General features: G+C 63.9%; 21 protein-coding genes. 10 read left to right on the top strand and 11 right to left on the bottom strand.

Annotated elements, in window-relative coordinates; genetic code table 11:
* Positions 1-49 precede the first annotated feature (49 nt).
* Positions 50-232, top strand: a complete 183-nt coding sequence (locus HU760_RS18230; RefSeq protein ID WP_060483692.1) for a hypothetical protein — start codon at positions 50-52, stop codon at positions 230-232.
* A gap of 45 nt (positions 233-277) precedes the next feature.
* On the opposite strand, the gene HU760_RS18235 is transcribed toward HU760_RS18230, so the two are convergent.
* From HU760_RS18235 to HU760_RS18265, 7 genes are all read right to left on the bottom strand, one after another.
* On the bottom strand, positions 278-817 hold the full coding sequence (locus HU760_RS18235; protein ID WP_186679080.1) for a DUF2058 domain-containing protein: 540 nt from the start codon (positions 815-817) through the stop codon (positions 278-280).
* A gap of 26 nt (positions 818-843) precedes the next feature.
* Positions 844-1,677 (bottom strand): nucleoside triphosphate pyrophosphohydrolase, encoded by an 834-nt coding sequence (mazG, locus tag HU760_RS18240; protein WP_186679082.1) that lies wholly within the window; start codon positions 1,675-1,677, stop codon positions 844-846.
* A 143-nt stretch (positions 1,678-1,820) separates the two neighbouring features.
* Complete coding sequence (relA, locus tag HU760_RS18245; protein WP_186679084.1) at positions 1,821-4,061, bottom strand: GTP diphosphokinase; 2,241 nt, start codon at positions 4,059-4,061, stop codon at positions 1,821-1,823.
* 96 nt (positions 4,062-4,157) lie between these two features.
* Positions 4,158-5,516: a 23S rRNA (uracil(1939)-C(5))-methyltransferase RlmD gene (gene rlmD / locus HU760_RS18250; RefSeq protein ID WP_186679094.1), complete on the bottom strand. Its 1,359-nt coding sequence runs from the start codon at positions 5,514-5,516 to the stop codon at positions 4,158-4,160.
* Positions 5,517-6,416, bottom strand: coding sequence for a cysteine synthase CysM (gene cysM / locus HU760_RS18255; protein ID WP_186679096.1), 900 nt, complete (start codon positions 6,414-6,416; stop codon positions 5,517-5,519). It lies immediately after the preceding gene.
* A gap of 94 nt (positions 6,417-6,510) precedes the next feature.
* Positions 6,511-7,863 (bottom strand): sensor histidine kinase, encoded by a 1,353-nt coding sequence (locus HU760_RS18260; RefSeq protein ID WP_186679098.1) that lies wholly within the window; start codon positions 7,861-7,863, stop codon positions 6,511-6,513.
* A 3-nt stretch (positions 7,864-7,866) separates the two neighbouring features.
* On the bottom strand, positions 7,867-8,586 hold the full coding sequence (locus HU760_RS18265; RefSeq protein WP_186679100.1) for a response regulator transcription factor: 720 nt from the start codon (positions 8,584-8,586) through the stop codon (positions 7,867-7,869).
* Positions 8,587-8,779: 193 nt separating this feature from the next.
* Between HU760_RS18265 and HU760_RS18270 the strand changes: the two genes are divergently transcribed.
* The 4 genes from HU760_RS18270 (at position 8,780) to HU760_RS18285 (ending at position 13,563) form a co-directional block, all read left to right on the top strand.
* A complete protein-coding gene (locus tag HU760_RS18270; protein ID WP_186679102.1) occupies positions 8,780-11,536 on the top strand; it encodes a response regulator in 2,757 nt (918 codons plus the stop codon).
* A 167-nt stretch (positions 11,537-11,703) separates the two neighbouring features.
* Positions 11,704-12,693 carry a 2-hydroxyacid dehydrogenase gene (locus HU760_RS18275; RefSeq protein ID WP_186679105.1) on the top strand — a complete coding sequence of 330 codons (990 nt, stop codon included), beginning with the start codon at positions 11,704-11,706 and terminating at the stop codon, positions 12,691-12,693.
* 31 nt (positions 12,694-12,724) lie between these two features.
* Entirely contained in the window at positions 12,725-13,162 is a 438-nt protein-coding gene (locus HU760_RS18280) for a hypothetical protein (protein WP_186679107.1), read from the top strand.
* Complete coding sequence (locus HU760_RS18285) at positions 13,159-13,563, top strand: META domain-containing protein (protein WP_186679109.1); 405 nt, start codon at positions 13,159-13,161, stop codon at positions 13,561-13,563. The genes HU760_RS18280 and HU760_RS18285 overlap by 4 nt, the downstream gene beginning before the upstream one ends.
* A gap of 32 nt (positions 13,564-13,595) precedes the next feature.
* On the opposite strand, the gene HU760_RS18290 is transcribed toward HU760_RS18285, so the two are convergent.
* Entirely contained in the window at positions 13,596-14,060 is a 465-nt protein-coding gene (locus tag HU760_RS18290) for a TlpA disulfide reductase family protein (protein WP_186679111.1), read from the bottom strand.
* Positions 14,061-14,145: 85 nt separating this feature from the next.
* Between HU760_RS18290 and arsC the strand changes: the two genes are divergently transcribed.
* Genes arsC through HU760_RS18305 form a run of 3 tightly spaced genes read left to right on the top strand, consistent with a single transcriptional unit; the run spans position 14,146 to position 15,507 of the window.
* Entirely contained in the window at positions 14,146-14,499 is a 354-nt protein-coding gene (gene arsC / locus HU760_RS18295) for an arsenate reductase (glutaredoxin) (RefSeq protein ID WP_186679113.1), read from the top strand.
* Positions 14,496-15,101: an NAD(P)H:quinone oxidoreductase gene (wrbA, locus tag HU760_RS18300; protein WP_186679115.1), complete on the top strand. Its 606-nt coding sequence runs from the start codon at positions 14,496-14,498 to the stop codon at positions 15,099-15,101. Before arsC ends, wrbA begins: the two co-directional genes overlap by 4 nt.
* Positions 15,094-15,507 carry a DUF2069 domain-containing protein gene (locus HU760_RS18305; protein ID WP_186679120.1) on the top strand — a complete coding sequence of 138 codons (414 nt, stop codon included), beginning with the start codon at positions 15,094-15,096 and terminating at the stop codon, positions 15,505-15,507. The genes wrbA and HU760_RS18305 overlap by 8 nt, the downstream gene beginning before the upstream one ends.
* A 30-nt stretch (positions 15,508-15,537) precedes the next feature.
* Here the strand turns inward: HU760_RS18305 and HU760_RS18310 are convergent, their stop codons facing one another.
* Positions 15,538-16,209 (bottom strand): DNA-3-methyladenine glycosylase I, encoded by a 672-nt coding sequence (locus HU760_RS18310; protein ID WP_186679121.1) that lies wholly within the window; start codon positions 16,207-16,209, stop codon positions 15,538-15,540.
* A gap of 4 nt (positions 16,210-16,213) precedes the next feature.
* Entirely contained in the window at positions 16,214-17,038 is an 825-nt protein-coding gene (gene ttcA, locus HU760_RS18315; RefSeq protein ID WP_012270926.1) for a tRNA 2-thiocytidine(32) synthetase TtcA, read from the bottom strand.
* A gap of 262 nt (positions 17,039-17,300) precedes the next feature.
* Here ttcA and HU760_RS18320 point away from each other — a divergent pair, with 262 nt between their 5' ends.
* Positions 17,301-17,900, top strand: a complete 600-nt coding sequence (locus HU760_RS18320) for a Yip1 family protein (RefSeq protein ID WP_012270925.1) — start codon at positions 17,301-17,303, stop codon at positions 17,898-17,900.
* Positions 17,901-18,027: 127 nt separating this feature from the next.
* Positions 18,028-18,522 (top strand): SprT family zinc-dependent metalloprotease, encoded by a 495-nt coding sequence (locus tag HU760_RS18325; protein WP_186679122.1) that lies wholly within the window; start codon positions 18,028-18,030, stop codon positions 18,520-18,522.
* 102 nt (positions 18,523-18,624) lie between these two features.
* Here HU760_RS18325 and fpr read toward each other — a convergent pair whose 3' ends face one another.
* The gene (fpr, locus tag HU760_RS18330; protein ID WP_023381933.1) at positions 18,625-19,404 is read right to left on the bottom strand and encodes a ferredoxin-NADP reductase; all 780 of its coding nucleotides are present in this window, start codon (positions 19,402-19,404) and stop codon (positions 18,625-18,627) included.
* Between the last annotated feature and the right edge of the window lie 75 nt (positions 19,405-19,479).

Consider the following 19,479-nt stretch of genomic DNA (forward strand, 5'->3'; position numbering starts at 1 on the left):
GGGGCGTGCGACACCGTGTCGCAGCCAACTCAAGCAGTGGAGTTTACCGATGACAGTCCAAGTAACCGAACGCGACGAATCGAAAATGTCCCACGAAGGCCTGGCCGCTGGCGTGCGGATCTGGGATGTACACCAACAAGGTCAACTGGTGGGCATGTTCCACAACGAACACGAAGCGCACCAGTACCGGGTCGAGCTGGAAAACCTGGAAAACCAGCGCACCACGCAGTAAATCCGCTTCCCATGAAAAACCCCGCCAAGGCGGGGTTTTTGCTGTTTACCACATCAGATCGTCCGGGATCTTGTAGGCCGCATACGGGTCGTCCTCGTCCGCTTCCTCGACATGGGTGTTGAGCAGCAGGATACGGCTGGGGTCGCGTTCCTGGATCTTCACCGCCGCTTCGCGGGGGATCACCTCATAACCACCGGCAAACGACACCACGGCCAACGCGCCATTGCTCAGCTTGGTGCGCATCAGGGCATTGACGGCAATGCGCTTGACCTTCTTGTCGTCGACGAAGTTGTAGTAGTCCTCGGTGTTCAATTTGGGCAGGCGGGTGGCTTCGATCAGTTGCTTGATCTGCGCCGCCCGGGCCTTCTGCTCGGCCTTCTCCTGCTGCTGGCGGTTCAGTTCCTGGTCACGCTTGGCCTTTTCGGCCATGGCTTCCTTGGCCATGCGCTGCTGGCTGTCGTCCACCTCGACCTGGCCTTTATGCTCCAGGCGTTTCTGTTTCTTCTCGGCCTTGTTGGCCTGGGAAACCTGTTTCTGGTTGACCAGACCGGCTTTGAGCAATTGGTCGCGAAGGGAAAGGCTCATGAATGTTCACTCACTTATGCAACAGCTCAGCCGCAGCTGGGCAGGTTCTTTTCCTGACGTTTGGCTTCACCCCATAGGGCATCCAGCTCGTCAAGGTTACAATCTTCGATGGGGCGCCCACTGTCGCGCAACACCTGTTCGATGAAGCGAAAACGCCGTTCGAACTTGCGGTTGGCGCGGCGCAGGGCATGTTCCGGGTCGTGCTTGAGGTGGCGGGCCAGGTTGACGGTGGCGAACAGCAGGTCACCGATTTCATCCTCGAGCGCATCGCCATCGCCGTCGGCCATGGCCTGCAGCACTTCGTCCAGTTCCTCGCGGACCTTGTCCAGCACGGGCAATGCCTCAGGCCAGTCGAAACCGACGGTGGCCGCGCGCTTTTGCAGTTTGGCGGCACGCGACAACGCCGGCAATGCCGCTGGCACATCGTCGAGCAGCGACAACTGTTCAGGCTGGCACTTTTCCGCACGCTCCTCGGCCTTGATTTCTTCCCAGCGCGACTTGACCTGGGCCTCGCTCAAGCTTGGGGTGTCCACCGGCGCATACAGCTCACCGGTGGGAAACACATGCGGATGGCGGCGAATGAGTTTGCGGGTGATGCTGTCGACCACGCCATCGAATTCGAAGCGCCCCTCTTCGCGGGCCAGCTGGCTGTAGTAGACCACCTGGAACAGCAGGTCGCCCAGTTCACCTTGCAGATGCTCGAAATCGCCACGCTCGATGGTGTCGGCAACCTCGTAGGCTTCTTCGATGGTGTGCGGGACGATGCTCGCGTAGTTCTGCTGCAGGTCCCACGGGCAGCCGTACTGCGGGTCGCGCAGGCGGGCCATGAGGTGCAGCAGATCGTCAAGGGTGTAGGTCATGGTCAATTATTCCTCGGCGGGGCTTTGCCCCCGATCACCGGCAACCCGGCTCCGACAGATAGTGCACAAGCTTGAAGGCCGTGGAATACCTGTGGGAGCTGGCTTGCCGGCGATGGGCCGCACAGCGGCCCCCATCCAGGTTATCAAGGGGTACGGTTACGCCGCGTCTCGATGATGTTCGGCAACTGCGAGATCCGCCCCAGCAGGCGCCCCAGCGCGTCCAGGCCGGGAATCTCGATGGTCAGCGACATCAATGCGGTGTTGTCTTCCTTGTTCGAGCGGGTGTTCACCGCCAACACGTTGATTTTCTCGTTCAGCAGCACCTGCGACACGTCGCGCAGCAGGCCCGGGCGGTCGTAGGCACGTATCATGATATCGACCGGGTAGGTCTGCACCGGGATCGGTCCCCAGCTGACCTGGATCATGCGCTCGGGCTCCTTGCCCGCCAGCTGCAGCACCGAGGCACAGTCCTGGCGGTGGATGCTCACGCCGCGGCCTTGGGTAATGTAGCCGACGATGGCGTCGCCCGGCAGCGGCTGGCAGCAGCCGGCCATCTGTGTCAACAGGTTGCCGACACCCTGGATCTGGATGTCGCCCCGCTTGCCGGTCCGCGGCCCGGTAGGCTTGCGCGGCACCAGTTCGATCTGTTCGATGCGCTCAGGCTCCAGCAACTGCTGGGCCGCGTTGACCAGGTGGGCCAGGCGCAGGTCGCCGGCGCCGAGCGAGGCGAACATGTCTTCGGCGGTCTTGACGTTGGTCTTCTCGGCCAGGCGCTCGAAGTCCACTTGCGGCAGGCCCAGGCGGCTGAGTTCGCGCTCGAGCAATGTCTTGCCGGCGGCGACGTTCTGGTCGCGCGCCTGCAGCTTGAACCAGTGCACGATCTTGGCCCGTGCGCGCGAGGTGGTGACGTAACCCAGGTTGGAGTTCAACCAGTCACGGCTGGGGTTGCCGTGCTTGCTGGTGATGATCTCGACCTGCTCGCCGGTCTGCAGGCTGTAGTTGAGCGGCACGATGCGCCCGTTGATCTTGGCGCCGCGGCAGTTGTGACCGATTTCGGTGTGCACGCGGTAGGCGAAGTCCAGCGGGGTGGCACCCTTGGGCAGGTCGATGGCGTGGCCGTCAGGGGTGAACACGTAGACCCGGTCCGGCTCGATATCGACCCGCAACTGCTCGGCCAGGCCACCGATGTCGCCCAGTTCTTCGTGCCATTCCAGCACCTGACGCAGCCAGGAGATCTTCTCTTCGTAATGGTTGGAGCTGGACTTGACGTCGGTACCCTTGTAGCGCCAGTGGGCGCAAACCCCGAGCTCGGCCTCCTCGTGCATGCCATGAGTGCGGATCTGCACCTCCAGCACCTTGCCCTCGGGGCCGATCACGGCGGTGTGCAGCGAGCGGTAGCCGTTTTCCTTGGGGTTGGCGATGTAGTCGTCGAACTCCTTGGGAATGTGCCGCCACAGCGTGTGCACGATGCCCAGCGCGGTGTAGCAGTCGCGGATTTCCGGCACCAGCACGCGTACCGCACGCACGTCATAGATCTGGCTGAACTCCAGGCCCTTGCGCTGCATCTTGCGCCAGATCGAATAGATATGTTTCGCCCGGCCGCTGATATCGGCCTTCACGCCGGTGGCCAACAGTTCGTTCTGCAGCTGGTTCATCACGTCGGCGATGAAGCGCTCGCGGTCCAGCCGCCGCTCGTGCAGCAGCTTGGCAATCTGTTTGTACTGGTCAGGCTCAAGGTAGCGGAAGGACAGGTCTTCCAGCTCCCACTTGATGTGGCCGATGCCCAGGCGGTGCGCCAGCGGCGCATAGATGTCGAACACCTCGCGGGCGACCCGCAGGCGTTTCTCGTCATCGGCAGCCTTGACCGCACGGATCGCACAGGTGCGCTCGGCCAGCTTGATCAGCGCCACGCGCACATCATCGACCATGGCCACGAGCATCTTGCGCAGGTTCTCGACCTGCGCCTGCGACCCCAGCACCAGCGACTGCCGCGGGCTGAGGCTGGCACTGATGGCCGCCATGCGCAGCACGCCGTCGATCAGCTTGGACACCACCGGGCCGAAACGCTGGCTGACCTCGGCCAGGGTCACCTTGCCCTCGCGCACCGAGCGGTAGATGACCGCCGCCACCAGGGAATCCTGGTCGAGCTTGAGGTCGGCAAGGATTTCGGCAATTTCCAGGCCCGCCTGGAAGCTGGACGTCCCGTCCGCCCAGGAATGCTTGGCCGGGTTGCCTTTTTTCTCGACTTCATGGGCGAACTCGCAGGCCTCTTTCAGCGCTGCGCGATCCAGTGCCGAATCGACGCTCACCACATGATCCAACCATGCTTCGAGATTGATACTGCCGTCGGTGTTGACCGGCTGGTGCACTCTCACCTGTACCATCTTTGTTTTACCTTTCCATACAGCACACCACGCGGGCGCGCTGGCAATCACCGTGCGGCTGCCATTCCCTGAAAGCCGCACCAAGGGGCCAGTCAGCTAGCCCGCTTCGAATAACGCCATGGCCTCGACATGCGCCGTTTGAGGAAACATGTCGAGAATCCCGGCCCTTTTTAACCGGTACCCCTGGCCGACCAGCACCTGGGCGTCTCGCGCCAGCGTGGCCGGATTGCACGACACGTAGACCAGCCGTTTGGCCTTGAGGCGGGCGATGCCTTGCACCACCTCGAAAGCACCGTCGCGCGGTGGATCCAAGAGTACCGCAGAAAAGCCCTCGGCGGCCCATCCGGTGCCTGCCAAAGGCTGCGATAAATCGGCCTGAAAAAACCGTGCGTTATGCACATTGTTGTTTCGGGCATTGGCTGCGGCCCGATCGACCATGGCCTGCACGCCTTCCACTGCCACCACCTCGCGCGCCTGGCGCGCCAGCGGCAAGGCGAAGTTGCCCAGGCCGCAGAACAGGTCCAGCACACGCTCGTCGGCCTGCGGTGCAAGCCAGGCCAAGGCCTGCTCGATCATCGCCGTGTTGACCTGGGCATTCACCTGCACGAAGTCACCCGGGCGCCAGGCCAGTTCCAACTGCCATGGCGCCAGGGCGAAGCCCAGTTGCGCTGTCGCCTGCACCGGCGCCGGCTCACCTTCGCCTTGCAGCCACAGTTGCGCCTTGGCCTGCTCGCAGAACGCTTGCAGCCTGGCCAGGTCTTCTGCCGGCAGCGGTGCGACATGGCGCACCAGCAGCGCCTCGGCGGTGCCGCTGAACAATTCGACATGGCCCAGCGCCTGCGGTTTGCTCAAGGAATGCAGCACGGTCGGCAAGTGGCGCAGAATCGACTGCAAGGGCTGTACCAGCACCACGCAGTCGTCGATGGCAATGATGTCCTGGCTGGCTTCGGCGCGGAAGCCCACCTGCAGTTGGCGTGCCTTGGCATCCCAGCGCACCGCCACGCGGGCGCGGCGGCGATAGCCGAATTCCGGCCCGCTCAGCGGTGCCGCCCATTCTTCAGGCTGCACGCCGGCCACCCGCTGCAGTTGCTCGGCAAGGGTGCGCTGCTTGAGCGCCAGTTGCGCCTCGTGCGGCAGGTGCTGCAGGTTACAGCCGCCACAACGGTCGTAATGCCGGCAAGGCGCCTCACGGCGCTCGGGGCTGGCCTGCAGCAGCCGCTCCAGGCGGGCTTCGACCACTTTGCCGCGGGCATTGAGCACCCGCGCCTCCACGGTTTCTCCGGCCAGGGCGCCACTGACGAACCAGGTGCGCCCCTCGAAGAAGGCGATACCCCGGCCGTCACCGGCCAGGCGCTCGATGTCCAGCCGCTGCTTCTTGCCCACAGGTACCTGGGGGGTGCGGTTGCCGCCGGCCGGCTGGAAACGCAGGCCGCTGTTGCTTTTTTTCTTGGACATTTAGCTCAGGTCGAACAGGCCGGTGGACAGGTAACGGTCGCCACGGTCGCAGATGATCGCAACCATCGTGGCATTTTCCACCTCGCGGGACAGGCGCAGCATGGCCGCGACCGCACCACCGGAAGACACGCCACAGAAAATGCCCTCTTCACGGGCAAGGCGACGGGTGGTGTCTTCGGCTTCCTGCTGCGACATGTCGAGCACACGGTCAACGCGGGTGGCGTCGAAGATTTTCGGCAGGTACTCCTCGGGCCAGCGGCGGATGCCCGGGATGGCCGAACCTTCCATCGGTTGCAGACCGATGATCTGCACCGCCGGGTTCTGTTCCTTGAGGTACTGCGAGCAGCCCATGATGGTACCGGTGGTACCCATGGAGCTGATGAAATGGGTGATGGTGCCCTGGGTCTGCTGCCAGATCTCCGGGCCGGTGCTGGTGTAATGGGCGATCGGGTTGTCGCCGTTGGCGAACTGGTCCAGCACCAGGCCACGGCCTTCGGCCTGCAGCTTCTCGGCCAGGTCACGGGCGCCTTCCATGCCTTCTTCCTTGGTCACCAGGATCAGCTCGGCGCCGTAGGCGGTCATGGCGGCCTTGCGTTCGGCGGTGGAGTTGTCGGGCATGATCAGGATCATCTTGTAGCCCTTGATCGCCGCCGCCATCGCCAGGGCTATGCCGGTGTTGCCGGAGGTGGCTTCGATCAAGGTGTCGCCTGGCTTGATCTGGCCGCGCAGTTCGGCGCGGGTGATCATCGACAGTGCCGGGCGGTCCTTCACCGAGCCGGCAGGATTGTTACCTTCGAGCTTGAGCAGGAGGGTATTGCTGGTTTGGCCAGCGATGCGCTGCAGGCGAACCAGAGGCGTATTGCCGACGCAATCGGCGATGGTTGGGTACTGCAAGGTCATGGCGTATTTCACAATCCGGACGGCAGGGGCGACTATCATACCGGCAAACCCTTTCCGGCCATATCACGCAATCTGTGGTGGTTATAGCTACAAGCTATAAAGGCGTGACCTGTGCCGGCAACCTCATCAACAAGCGCAGCCCGCACTTGCCATTCTGCGCCCATAACGTCCCGCCCTGGCGCTGGATGGCACTGCGGGCGATGCTCAGCCCCAGGCCGAAGCCACCGTCCCCGGGCCGCGACCCGTCCAGCCGGGAAAACGGCGCAAAGATCCGTTCCAGGTCCTGTTCGGCCACTCCGCCGCCTTGATCCTCCAGCCACAGCTTCCAATAGTTGCCTTCACGCTGCCCTCCCAAGCGCACCACACCCTCGCCCGGCGAATGACGAATGGCGTTGCGCAACAGGTTCTCCAGCGCCTGGGCCAGGTGGTTGAGGTTGCCCTGCACCCAGCAGTCGGCCGGCACGTCACAACGCAGCCGCGCCAGCGACCAGCCGCTCTCGTAGCTGGCGTTTTCGGCCAGCAACTCCCACAAGGCTTGAACCTCGATCGGCTCCAGGTTCATCGGCGCCCGCTCGGCGTCCTGCCAGGCCAGTTGCAGGGTATCTTCGACCAATTGCTGCATGCAGCCCAGTTCCCGTGACAGGCGTTCCCGCAGGCGCGGCAGGTCGGTTTCACTCTCGCAGGCCACACGCAGCCGGCTGAGCGGCGTACGCATTTCGTGGGACAGGTCGCGCAGCAATTGCTGTTGCATGGCCACCGTACCCTGCAAGCGCTCGGCCATCTGGTCGAAGGCGCGGGCCAGTTCGCCCAGCTCGTCGTGCCGGGCAGTGGTGCGCGAGTCCAGGCGCGCCGACAGCTGGTCGGCGCGCCAGGCATTGGCCTGCTCGCGCAGCTGGTTCAATGGCACGATCAGCATGCGGTAAAGCCCTACGCACAACAGCAGGGTAAACAGGCCGGGGATGATGCCGTTGGTAACGATGCGCCATAACAACCGGTACTGGCCAGGGTTGAAACGCTGCGGCAGTTCGATCACCAGCATGCCTTGCTCCGGCGCCCCCGGAAATGGTATGCGCAGCCATGGCTGGCCCACAGTACGCTGACTCATCGGCCAGTCGACCCCGCGCAGGCGGGTCAAGTGCTGCATGACCTGCGGGTCGAGGCTGGCGCTGTCAAGCGGTCGCAGGTTGAGGTCGAACACACCCACCCAACCGCGTTCGCGCTGGCGCATCGCCGCCACCCAGCGGTCCAGCCCTGCCCGCCCGCCGCTGCGCCAGGCCTGCTCGGCTTCGCTGGCATAGCCCTGCAACACCTGGCGCGCCGGCGCCGAAAGAAAGGCGTCCTGGGTTTCCATGTGCCGGCCCCAGGTGTAGCTGAGACCGATCATCAGCAGGCAGAAGCCCACCAGCAGAATCGCCAGCTTCCAGAACAACGAGTGGCGGTCGAGCATGGCTCATTGCGCCTCGCTGGCGCTGAGCACGTAGCCCTTGCCCCACACGGTACGCACCTGCTGTGCGTGATAGCCGACAGCCTTGAGCTTGCGACGGATCTGGCTGACGTGCATGTCCAGGCTGCGGTCATGCCGGGAATACCCCCGCTGCAACACCTGCTGGTACAGGAACGGCTTGCTCAGTACCTCTTCGGGGTTGCGGTTGAGGATATCCAGCAAGCGGTATTCGCTGGGGGTGAGGCCGGCCAGGCGGCCATCCAGGCGTACGTCGCACAGCCCGTCGTCATAATGCAGCCCGCCCGTGGCGGGCTGCGCCTGCGGGGCTCGGTGGCGACGCTCGAGGGCCACCCGGCGCAGGATCGCCTCGATGCGCACCCGCAATTCGGCCATGCTGAACGGCTTGGGCAGGTAATCGTCGGCACCGCGCTGGAAACCGTTGATGCGGTCGGCCTCGGCACCCAGTGCCGACATCAGGATCACCGGCGTGGCGCTGCGTTTGCGCAACTGCGCCAGGGCATCCAGGCCGTTGAGCCCGGGCAGCAGGATGTCCATCAGCACCACATCGAAGGCGCGACACCCTGCCGTTTCCAGGCCCTCCAGGCCATTGCGGCACCAGGTTACCTGGTAACCGCCGCGCTGCAACTCTTCGTGCAGATAGGCACCCAGGACCGGGTCATCCTCGATGGCGAGGATATTGGAGTTGTGAACGGCTTCAGGATTCATTGGCAACTGTCATGCATTCTCAATTGTGCAATTATTGGGCATCCTGCGCCTGCCGGGCAACCGCCCCGCGACCAATGCGCCACAACCGGTGCAAAACACGTACTAAACAGGTGCAATAGCACGGCGGGCGGAGTAACTTCCCGCCTTGGCCGTCCTCGCTTGACGGCGTCCAGGCACATGACAGGAGGCGAGTGTGCTCGATCGCTTGGGAATTCGCAGCCGGGTCCTGCTGCTGGCCTTGTTGCCAGCCGGCCTGATGGCCCTGGTGCTGGGCAGTTACTTCACCTGGCTGCAGCAAAATGACCTGCGCACCCAGTTGCTGCAACGCGGCAAGATGATTGCCGAACAGCTGGCACCGCTAGCCGCGCCAGCCATGGCCAGGCTGGCCCCGGCGCAACTGGAGCGCATTGCCGCGCAAACCCTGGAGCAGGCCGATGTGCGCGCCGTCACCTTCCTGGCCCCGGACCGCACCCGCCTGGCCCACGCCGGCCCGAGCATGCTCAACCAGCCGCCGAGCGGCGGCACCGGCATGCAGTTGCTGCAGCGCAGCGGCAATGACGCCACGCGCTACCTGATGCCAGTGTTTGGCCACCACCGCGACCTGGCCACCGATGCCGTGCCGGCCGAAGCCGAACGCCTGCTGGGCTGGGTCGAGATCGAACTGTCCCACGACGGCACGCTGCTGCGTGGCTACCGCAACCTGTTCACCAGCCTGTTGCTGATCCTCGCCTGCCTGGTGCTCAGCGGCTTGCTGGCCCTGCGCATGAGCCGCACCATCAACGACCCCATCGAGCGTATCAAGCACGTAGTCAACCAGCTCAAGGACGGCCATCTGGAAGAGCGCCTGCCGGCCCTGGGCAGCCATGAGCTGGACGAACTGGCACGCGGTATCAACCGCATGGCCGAGACCCTGCACAACGCCCACGAAGAACTGCAGCACAGCATCGACCAGGCGACCGAGGACGTGCGGCAGAACCTCGAAACCATCGAGATCCAGAACATCGAGCTGGACATGGCGCGCAAGGAAGCCCTGGAGGCCAGCCGCATCAAGTCGGAATTCCTGGCCAACATGAGCCATGAAATCCGCACCCCGCTCAACGGCATCCTCGGTTTTACCCACCTGCTGCAGAAAAGCGAGCTGACACCGCGCCAGCTGGACTACCTGAGCACCATCGAGAAGTCCGCCGACAACCTGCTGGGGATCATCAACGAGATCCTCGACTTCTCCAAGATCGAGGCCGGCAAGCTGGTGCTCGACAGCATTCCGTTCAACCTGCGCGACCTGATCCAGGACACCCTGACCATCCTCGCCCCGGCCGCCCATGCCAAGCAGCTGGAGCTGCTCAGCCTGATCTACCGCGACACGCCATCGTCGCTGATCGGCGACCCGCTGCGGCTCAAGCAGATCCTCACCAACCTGGTCAGCAACGCCATCAAGTTCACCCGCGAAGGCACCATCGTCGTGCGCGCCATGCTCGATGACGAGCATGAAGACAGCGCGCAGTTGCGCATCAGTGTGCAGGACACCGGTATCGGCCTGTCGCCCCAGGATGTGCGCACGCTGTTCCAGGCGTTCAGCCAGGCCGACAACTCGCTGGCGCGCCAGCCCGGCGGCACCGGCCTGGGCCTGGTGATTTCCAAGCGCCTGATCGAGCAGATGGGCGGCGAAATCGGCGTTGACAGTACCCCAGGCGAGGGATCGCAGTTCTGGATCAGCCTCAACCTGCCCAAGGCCCACGACGATCTCCAGGAGCAGCCATTGCAACCGCTGCTGGGCCGCCGCGCGGCCATTGTCGATGGCCACGAACTGGCCCGCCAGGCGCTGGAACATCAACTGGAAGACTGCGGCCTCAGCGTCAGCCTGTTCAGCTCCTACGACCAGTTGCTGCAGGGCGTGCAGGCCGCCAGCCAGGCCGGCCAGCCGTTCGAGTTCGCCGTGCTCGGGGCCAACCTGGGCAACCTGTCGCCCGCACAACTGGGCCATTACCACCAGCAGCTGGAACGTTACCATTGCCAGTGCGTGGTGCTGTGCCCGACTACCGAGCAGGCGCTGTACCATCCCTACCTGCCCAATGGGCATGGCCAGCTGCTGTCCAAGCCGACCTGCACACGCAAGCTCCGGCGCCTGTTGCTGGAGCTGGTACAACCGCGCCGCCCGCATGGCGAGGCAAACAGCGTCAACGGTCAGCGCCAGCCGAAGATCCTCTGTGTCGACGACAATCCGGCCAACCTGCTTCTGGTGCAGACCCTGCTCGAAGACCTGGGGGCCGAGGTGCTGGCCGTCGACAACGGCTACGCCGCGGTGCAGGCGGTGCAGAGCGAACCCTTCGACCTGGTGCTGATGGACGTGCAGATGCCCGGCATGGACGGTCGCGCCTGCACTGAGCAGATCCGCCTGTGGGAAAACACCCAAAGCGGCAACCCGCTACCGATCATCGCCCTCACCGCCCACGCCATGGCCAACGAGAAACGCGCGTTGCTGCACGGCGGGATGGACGACTACCTGACCAAACCGATCAGCGAACGGCAGCTCGCCCAAGTGGTGATGAAATGGACCGGGCTGAGCCTGGGCGCACCACGGCAGGAGCGCCTGGCCGAACAACTGGCCGACGGCGACGAACTGCAGGTGCTCGACCCCGAGGAAGGCCTGCGCCTGGCGGCCGGCAAGGCGGACCTGGCGGCAGACATGCTGAGCATGCTGCTGGCCTCGCTGGACACCGACCGCGAAGCCATACGTGCCGCCCGCGAGGCCGACGACCGCACCACGCTGATCGAACAGGTGCACCGCCTGAACGGCGCCTCGCGCTATTGCGGGGTACCGCAGCTGCGGGCCGCCTGCCAGCGCAGCGAAACCCTGCTCAAGCAGGAGCACCCGCAGGCGCAGCAGGCACTGGATGAGCTGGATGCGGCAATCAACCGTCTGGCCGCCCAAGCCAGATTGAGCGCCTGACCTTGCCGGCCCTGTCGTCGGCAAGCCAGCTGCCATAGACACTACGCTGGGCTTCAGGCCACAGTGGTCGTGGTGAGAGCCGGCTTGCGGCGATAGGGCCCACCCAGGTCAACATCCCTTTCAGCCCGCTGGCTACAATCCCCAGATCACTGCAAAGGAAGCCCACCATGCGCGCCCTGTTGTTCAGCAGCCAGCATTACGACCAGGAAAGCTTCACCCGGGCCGCCCACGGCACCACCCTCGACCTGCATTTCCAGCCCGCCCGCCTGACCCTCGACACTGCCGCCCTGGCCGATGGCTACGAGGTGGTCTGCGCCTTCATCAACGACGAACTCGACGCCCCGGTGCTGCAGCGCCTGGCCGCCGGCGGCACGCGCCTGATCGCCTTGCGCTCGGCCGGCTACAACCATGTCGACCTGGCCAGCGCCCAGCGCCTGGGCCTGAGCGTGGTGCGGGTGCCTGCCTATTCGCCGCATGCCGTGGCGGAACACGCCGTCGCGCTGATCCTGGCCCTCAACCGCCGCCTGCATCGGGCCTACAACCGTACCCGCGAAGGTGATTTCACCTTGCATGGGCTGACCGGCTTCGACCTGCACGGCAAGACCGTCGGCGTGGTCGGTACCGGCCAGATCGGCGCCGCGTTCGCCCGCATCATGGCCGGTTTCGGCTGCCAGCTGCTGGCCTACGATCCCCACTCCAGCCCGGAGCTGCTGGCCCTGGGCGCGCGCTACCTGCCGTTGCCCGAACTGCTGCGCGAAGCCCGTATCATCAGCCTGCACTGCCCGCTGAACGAGCACACTCGCCACCTCATCAATGCGCAAAGCCTGGCCCAGCTGCAACCCGGGGCCATGCTGATCAACACCGGCCGCGGCGCGCTGGTCGATACCCCGGCGCTGATCGACGCGCTGAAAAGCGGCCAGCTCGGCTACCTGGGCCTGGACGTTTATGAGGAAGAGGCCCAGCTGTTCTTCGAGGACCGTTCCGACCAGCCGCTGCAGGACGACGTACTGGCCCGCCTGCTGACCTTCCCCAATGTGATCGTCACTGCCCACCAGGCCTTCCTCACCCGTGAGGCACTGGATGCCATCGCTGCGACCACGCTGGACAACATCAACCGCTGGGCGGCAGGCAAACCACAGAATCTGGTGATGGGTTAGTGCTAGGATACGCGGCATTTCTGGAGGACCCATGGTCGAGCACGATTTTCGCTACACCCTTTTCAACCCGCAACACACCTTGATCGAGTGCCGCGCGCTGGTGCCGGGCCGTTACCAGGTCACCGGCAACGGCGGCTCGATGCACAAAGGCGATACCCTGCTGGTAACCCTCAAGGGCAGCAAGGATCTGTCCATGCGCCTGACCGTGGAGAGCGTGCGCCACCTGATCAACCCACGCGGCCAGTGGGTTGCCGTCGCCAGTGGCCCAGTATTCAACGAGCTGGAAATCCTTGCCTGGCAGGTGGCATGCGACAGCTGCACCGCCGTGCTGGATTTCGAATTTGCCGTGGACGCCAAGCTGGGCAAGAAAGCCCGCCAGCCCGCCGCCAGCGCGCGCATCGCCGAGCTGGGCTGGGCCAGCCGTGGCGAAAAACACCTGTGCCCGCGTTGTCAGGAGAGCGCCGAGTGAAGAATCTGCTGACCGGCGCGCTGATTGCCACCGGCCTGCTGGGCTGCGCCGCTGAACCTGCCAAGCTGCAGCAGGAGCGCAGCTATGTACTGGAGTGGATTGGCGAACGACCGCTGATCGATTACAGCCACCTGACCCTGACCCTGGCCAACGATGGCCGTGCCTATGGCAACGCAGGTTGCAACCATTGGTTTGCGCCATACACGCTGGAAGGCGAGCACCTGAGCTTCGGCAAGGTCGGCAAGACCCGCAAGCTGTGCGCGCCGGCATTGATGGAGCAGGAAAAACGCTTCTTGCAGGCGCTGGAAACCGTGCAACGCTGGGACGTGTCGCCGATCGAGCAGATGCGCTTCTGGCCAGCCGAGGGCAAGCCGCTACGCTTCTGGCCTGAAGAAGGCTGAGGACGGTCGGGCCGCTTTGCGGCCCAATTGCATCAGGCGCCTTTCAGGGCCTTGATCCTGGCCTGCAGCCCTTCAAGAGTCTGCTCGCCCATCAACTGCTCGCGCACCTTGCCCTTGTCATCGATGATGTAGGTGACCGGCAGCGCCTCGCTGCGCGGCAGGTCATAGCGCTCGGCCGGGTCCTGGGCCAGCACGGTGAAATTGATGCCCAGGGTGTCGGCGGCCTGCTTCAGGTCCTGCCCCTGCAAGCCATCGAAGTTCACCCCCACCACCTTGATGCCGTCGCCCGCCCATTGCTTGGCCGCAGCGTTCAGTTGAGGGATTTCGGTACGGCACGGCCCGCACCATTCGGCCCAGTAGTTGAGCACCAGCCAGTGCCCGTCGATCTGTTCGGCCTTAACCGTATTACCGTGTTGGTCCACGCCATAATCGGCACCGCAACCACCGAGCAACAGGCTCGCGGTGATGGCCAGTACTGCTGCCAGACGCCTTGCCATGGGTCAATCCTTCTCGAGTTTTCAAGCAAATGTGTCAGTCGCTGCGGTTAGAATAGCCGCCACACCCTGCTGGATGCGACCCGACATGACCGACCTGACGCTCTATCATAACCCGCGCTGCTCGAAATCCCGCGGCGCGCTGGAACTGCTCGAAGCCCGCGGCCTGGCGCCGACCATCGTGCGCTACCTCGAGACCCCGCCTGACGCCGCCACCCTCGCGGCCCTGCTCGGCAAGCTGGGCATCGGCCCGCGCCAGTTGCTGCGTACCGGCGAAGACGAATACAAGGACCTGAACCTGGCCGACCCGGCGCTGAGCGATGCGCAACTGATCGAGGCCATGGCCCGCCACCCCAAGCTGATCGAGCGGCCGATCCTGGTCGCCGGTGACAAGGCCGTGGTTGGCCGTCCGCCGGAGAAAGTGCTGGAGATCCTGCCGTGACCGCGTCCTATGTCCTGGTGCTGTATTACAGCCGCCACGGCTCGACCAGCGAGATGGCCAGGCACATCGCCCGCGGCATCGAGCTGGCCGGCCTGGAGGCGCGCCTGCGCACGGTGCCGGCGATTTCCACCGAATGCGAAGCGGTAGCCCCGGACATTCCGCCCAGTGGCGCGCTGTACGCCACCCTGGACGACCTGCGCCACTGCGCCGGGCTGGTACTCGGTAGCCCAACCCGCTTCGGCAACATGGCGGCGCCGCTCAAGTACTTCCTGGATGGCACCAGCAGCCTGTGGCTGGGCGGTGAGCTGGTCGGCAAGCCGGCTGGCGTGTTCACCTCCACCGCCAGCCTGCATGGCGGCCAGGAAACCACCCTGCTGTCGATGATGCTGCCGCTGATGCACCACGGCATGCTGGTCATGGGTCTGCCGTACAGCGAATCGGCATTGCTCGAGACCCGCGGCGGTGGCACGCCGTATGGCGCCAGCCACCATGCCGGGGCCGATGGCAAGCGCGAACTGGACGCCCACGAGATCGCCCTGTGCCGCGCCCTTGGCCAACGCCTGGCGACCACCGCCAAGGCCCTGGAGGCTGCACGTGGCTAGAAAGCCCAAGGTATTGCCAGCGCTGGAATGGCTGGCCCCGCGCCTGCGCCTGACGCGGGCACTGAGCCTGGCGTTTTTCTTCGGCCTGATCGTCCTGCTGCTGGTGAACAACCTGGGGTTCGCCAACCTGCATGGGGCCCGGGTCGAGGTCATTCTGGCGATCGAACTGGTGCCGCTACTGTTGTTGCTGCCAGGCATGCTGGCAGGCAGCGCCAGGGCGCATGCCTGGACCTGCTTCGTGGTGAATATCTACTTCATCAAGGGCGTGCTGGCGGCGTTCGACCCGGCGCGGGCGGTATTTGGCTGGCTCGAGGTGCTGGTGAGCCTGGGGCTGTTCATCGCCGCGTTGCTGTATGTGCGCTGGAAGTTCCAGCACGAGCGGCGCCTGGCCGGCGAAGGCAATTGATCATGGGGCCGCTTTGCGGCCCCGGAAACCTCAATGGTTGACGGTATGCGCCAGCATCACCGACAACTGGCACAGCGGCCGCCCACTCTCGGCATGCCACTGGTTGAACGCCTGCTGCACCAGGGCCAGGTCACGCTGGCTGGTCGGCGGCTTGTCGATCACCTTCTGCGCAATCAATGCCGCCGCCATGTCATCGGTAGGGATGAAGGTATCCTTGCCGACCATGCGCAGGAAGCGCGGTGCCGACAACCCGCCCAGCTGGTTGCCGTGCTTGGCCAGGTACTTCCACAACCCGACGATATCGGTCACCGGCCAGGCGGCGATGAACGCGCCAAAGCTGCCGTGCGCCTTCGCGATATCCAGCACCATCTGTGCATTGCGCGGCACGCTCTTGAGCTTGCCCAGGTGGCGAATGATGCGCTCGTCATGCATCAGCCGCTCCAGGTGTTCGGCACCCATCAGTACCACCTTCTCCGGGTCGAAGCCGAAGAACACCTGCTCGAATGCCGGCCACTTGGCATCCACCAGGCTGTGCTTGAGCCCGGCGCGGAACACGCGCAGGGCCAGGGTCGACAGGTAGCGGTCGTCGCTGATGTCGCGCAGTTGCGCCGGCGTGCGCGGCTGCGGCAGGAAGGCCTCCAGGGCCTGGGCCGAGCCGAAGCGGTTCAGGCAGTACTCATGCAGCCATTGGTAATCGCGCATGGGCTCAGATATTCAGCACGTCAAGGAAACGCGGCGTGGCGTTTTCGTCGATTTTCAGGCTGGTGAAGTCGAACAGGTTGCGGTCGGCCAGTTGTGACGGGGCCACGTTCTGCAGGGCACGGAAGATGCTCTCGGTACGGCCCGGGTGCTTGCGCTCCCACTCCACCAGCATGTCCTTGACCACCTGGCGTTGCAGGTTTTCCTGCGAGCCGCACAGGTTGCACGGGATGATCGGGAATTCCTTCATGTCCGAATAGGCCTGGATATCCTTCTCGCTGCAGTAGGCCAGCGGGCGGATCACCACGTTGCGGCCATCGTCGGCACGCAGCTTCGGCGGCATGCCCTTGAGCGCGCCGTTGAAGAACATGTTGAGGAAGAAGGTTTCGACGATGTCGTCGCGGTGGTGCCCCAGCGCCATCTTGGTCGCGCCGATTTCGTCGGCGAAGGTGTACAGGGTGCCACGGCGCAGGCGCGAGCACAGCGAGCAGGTGGTCTTGCCTTCGGGTACCAGCTCCTTGACCACCGAGTAGGTGTCCTTCTCGACGATGTGGTACTCGACACCCAGCTCCTTGAGGTAGGCCGGCAGCACATGCTCGGGGAAGCCCGGCTGCTTCTGGTCCATGTTCACCGCGACGATCTCGAACTTGATCGGTGCCACCTTCTGCAGGTGCAACAGAACGTCGAGCATGGTGTAGCTGTCCTTGCCGCCGGACAGGCAGACCATGACCTTGTCGCCATCCTCGATCATGTTGTAGTCGGTGATGGCTTCGCCGGCGAGACGACGCAGGCGTTTTTGCAGTTTGTTCTGGTTGACCGAGAGGGTGCCCATAGCGCTTGGATCCGCGAGGTGTGACAAAAGCCGGCTATTTTACGCACAAACGCGACCGGGCTGTAGGCATTCCCGATAAAGACTTCAAGGTAATCAGCAGCCGGCCCTACAGCGCGATTTGCTCTAAAAAGCACGGTTTATGTGGGTAACGGCTTCCTATACTGCGAAATAGGGCCACATTACCGCTTGCTTCGGTGTTCGGGCCTGGGGCCGCTACGCTCCATCTGGGGGGCGTCTGGCAACATTGAGAGGAGTGATCGGCATGATTCATCACGTTGTGGGGCTGTTTACCCATCCCGACCAGGAATGGCGGGAGATTCGTGGCGAAGAAGAAACCATCAGCCACATGTACCTGACGCATACCCTGATCCTGGCTGCGATCCCCGCCATTTCGGCGTTCATCGGTACCACCCAGGTCGGCTGGGTGATCGGTGATCGACCGGCGGTGATGCTGACCATGGAGAGCGCCATCTGGATGAGCATCATGTCGTACCTGGCAATGCTCGCCGGGGTGGCGGTAATGGGTGCATTCATCCACTGGATGGCCCGCACCTACGATGCCAACCCGTCCATGGCACAGTGCATCGCCTTTGCCACCTACACTGCCACGCCGTTGTTCATCGGCGGCCTGGCGGCGCTGTATCCGCACCTGTGGCTGGGTATGCTGATAGGGACCGCAGCCATCTGCTACACGGTATATCTGTTGTATGTGGGTTTGCCCACGTTCATGAACATACCGTCCGATGAGGGCTTCCTGTTCTCCAGTTCGGTGCTGGCGGTGGGCCTTGTGGTGCTGGTGGCAATCATGGCTGCCACGGTGATTATCTGGGGCCTGGGCGTGGGGCCCGTGTACACCAACTAGAACTGGACCAACACTGGGGCATCACCAGGGGGCCGCCGCAAGGCGGCCTCTGGCTGTGCGCTGACCGGTGGCTCGGCAGGCAGCCCGGGGTTGCGGCATAATGCTCGGCCAGGAGAACCATCCCGCCATGCCCGAGCTGCTCAGACAACGCGTCGAAACCTGTTACCAGCAAGCCGAAACCTTCTTCAAACGCACCTTCCCGCGCCCGGAAGTCAGCTTCAAGCTGCGCGGGCAAAAAGCCGGGGTCGCCCACCTGCACGAAAACCTGCTGCGCTTCAATCTGCAACTCTATCGGGAGAACCAGGAAGATTTCCTGCGCCAGACCGTGGCCCATGAAGTGGCGCACCTGGTGGCCCACCAGCTGTTCGGTGACCGCATCCAGGCCCATGGTGAGGAGTGGCAACTGATCATGCGCGGCGTGTACGAATTGCCGCCCAACCGTTGCCACAACTATGAAGTGCAGCGACGCGTGGCTACCCGCTATATCTACCGCTGCCCTTGCCCACAAAGCGATTTCCCGTTTACCGCACAGCGGCACAAGCTGGTGCGCCAAGGGCGGCGCTACCTGTGCAGACAGTGTCGGGGAATACTGGTGTACAGCGGCGAGACGCGTGTCGAATAGGCTGATCTGGCTTGCCAACGATACGGCCGGACCGCAAAACACGAAAATTGCAGGCATAAGAAAGGCGACCCCAGAGTCGCCTTCTTTGTACCTGGCTAAGCCTTACTTCTCGACGAAGGCACGCTCGATCAGGTAATCACCCGGCTCGCGCATGCGCGGGGAGATCTTCAGGCCGAAGCTGTCCAGCACTTCGCTGGTCTCGTCGAGCATGCTCGGGCTGCCGCAGATCATCGCGCGGTCGTCCTGCGGGTTGATCGGTGGCAGACCGATGTCGCTGAACAGCTTGCCACTGCGCATCAGGTCGGTCAGGCGGCCCTGGTTCTCGAACGGCTCACGGGTCACGGTCGGGTAGTAGATCAGCTTGTCGCGTACCGCTTCACCGAAGAACTCGTTCTGCGGCAGGTGCTCGGTGATGAATTCGCGGTAGGCCACTTCGTTCACGTAACGCACGCCGTGCACCAGGATCACCTTCTCGAAGCGCTCGTAGGTTTCCGGGTCCTGGATGACGCTCATGAACGGCGCCAGGCCAGTGCCGGTGCTCAGCAGGTACAGGTGCTTGCCGGGGTTCAGGTCGTCGAGTACCAGGGTGCCGGTAGGCTTCTTGCTGATGATGATCTCGTCGCCTTCCTTCAGGTGCTGCAACTGCGAGGTCAATGGGCCATCCGGCACCTTGATGCTGAAGAATTCCAGGTGCTCTTCCCAGTTCGGCGAAGCGATGGAATAGGCGCGCATGAGCGGACGACCGTTGTCCTGCTGCAGGCCAATCATCACGAACTGACCGTTCTCGAAGCGCAGGCCCGGGTCGCGGGTGCACTTGAAGCTGAACAGGGTGTCGTTCCAGTGGTGCACACTGAGGACACGTTCGTGGTTCATGTTGCTCATCGAATGGGGCTCCTGAAGAAAGACGCGGCGCGCGCATACGCGCAGTTGCGCGATAGTTTAGGGGCAGCGACAATA

Origin of the sequence: Pseudomonas oryzicola (genome assembly GCF_014269185.2) — a bacterium.
GTDB classification, from domain to species: domain Bacteria; phylum Pseudomonadota; class Gammaproteobacteria; order Pseudomonadales; family Pseudomonadaceae; genus Aquipseudomonas; species Aquipseudomonas oryzicola.

Excerpts from the sequence above, each read along its gene's own strand:
- HU760_RS18230 (WP_060483692.1), top strand. The coding sequence starts at position 50 with ATGACAGTCCAAGTAACCGAACGCGACGAATCGAAAATGTCCCACGAA.
- HU760_RS18235 (WP_186679080.1), bottom strand. The coding sequence starts at position 817 with ATGAGCCTTTCCCTTCGCGACCAATTGCTCAAAGCCGGTCTGGTCAAC.
- mazG (WP_186679082.1), bottom strand. The coding sequence starts at position 1,677 with ATGACCTACACCCTTGACGATCTGCTGCACCTCATGGCCCGCCTGCGC.
- relA (WP_186679084.1), bottom strand. The coding sequence starts at position 4,061 with ATGGTACAGGTGAGAGTGCACCAGCCGGTCAACACCGACGGCAGTATC.
- rlmD (WP_186679094.1), bottom strand. The coding sequence starts at position 5,516 with ATGTCCAAGAAAAAAAGCAACAGCGGCCTGCGTTTCCAGCCGGCCGGC.
- cysM (WP_186679096.1), bottom strand. The coding sequence starts at position 6,416 with ATGACCTTGCAGTACCCAACCATCGCCGATTGCGTCGGCAATACGCCT.
- HU760_RS18260 (WP_186679098.1), bottom strand. The coding sequence starts at position 7,863 with ATGCTCGACCGCCACTCGTTGTTCTGGAAGCTGGCGATTCTGCTGGTG.
- HU760_RS18265 (WP_186679100.1), bottom strand. The coding sequence starts at position 8,586 with ATGAATCCTGAAGCCGTTCACAACTCCAATATCCTCGCCATCGAGGAT.
- HU760_RS18275 (WP_186679105.1), top strand. The coding sequence starts at position 11,704 with ATGCGCGCCCTGTTGTTCAGCAGCCAGCATTACGACCAGGAAAGCTTC.
- HU760_RS18280 (WP_186679107.1), top strand. The coding sequence starts at position 12,725 with ATGGTCGAGCACGATTTTCGCTACACCCTTTTCAACCCGCAACACACC.
- HU760_RS18290 (WP_186679111.1), bottom strand. The coding sequence starts at position 14,060 with ATGGCAAGGCGTCTGGCAGCAGTACTGGCCATCACCGCGAGCCTGTTG.
- arsC (WP_186679113.1), top strand. The coding sequence starts at position 14,146 with ATGACCGACCTGACGCTCTATCATAACCCGCGCTGCTCGAAATCCCGC.
- HU760_RS18310 (WP_186679121.1), bottom strand. The coding sequence starts at position 16,209 with ATGCGCGATTACCAATGGCTGCATGAGTACTGCCTGAACCGCTTCGGC.
- ttcA (WP_012270926.1), bottom strand. The coding sequence starts at position 17,038 with ATGGGCACCCTCTCGGTCAACCAGAACAAACTGCAAAAACGCCTGCGT.
- HU760_RS18320 (WP_012270925.1), top strand. The coding sequence starts at position 17,301 with ATGATTCATCACGTTGTGGGGCTGTTTACCCATCCCGACCAGGAATGG.
- HU760_RS18325 (WP_186679122.1), top strand. The coding sequence starts at position 18,028 with ATGCCCGAGCTGCTCAGACAACGCGTCGAAACCTGTTACCAGCAAGCC.
- fpr (WP_023381933.1), bottom strand. The coding sequence starts at position 19,404 with ATGAGCAACATGAACCACGAACGTGTCCTCAGTGTGCACCACTGGAAC.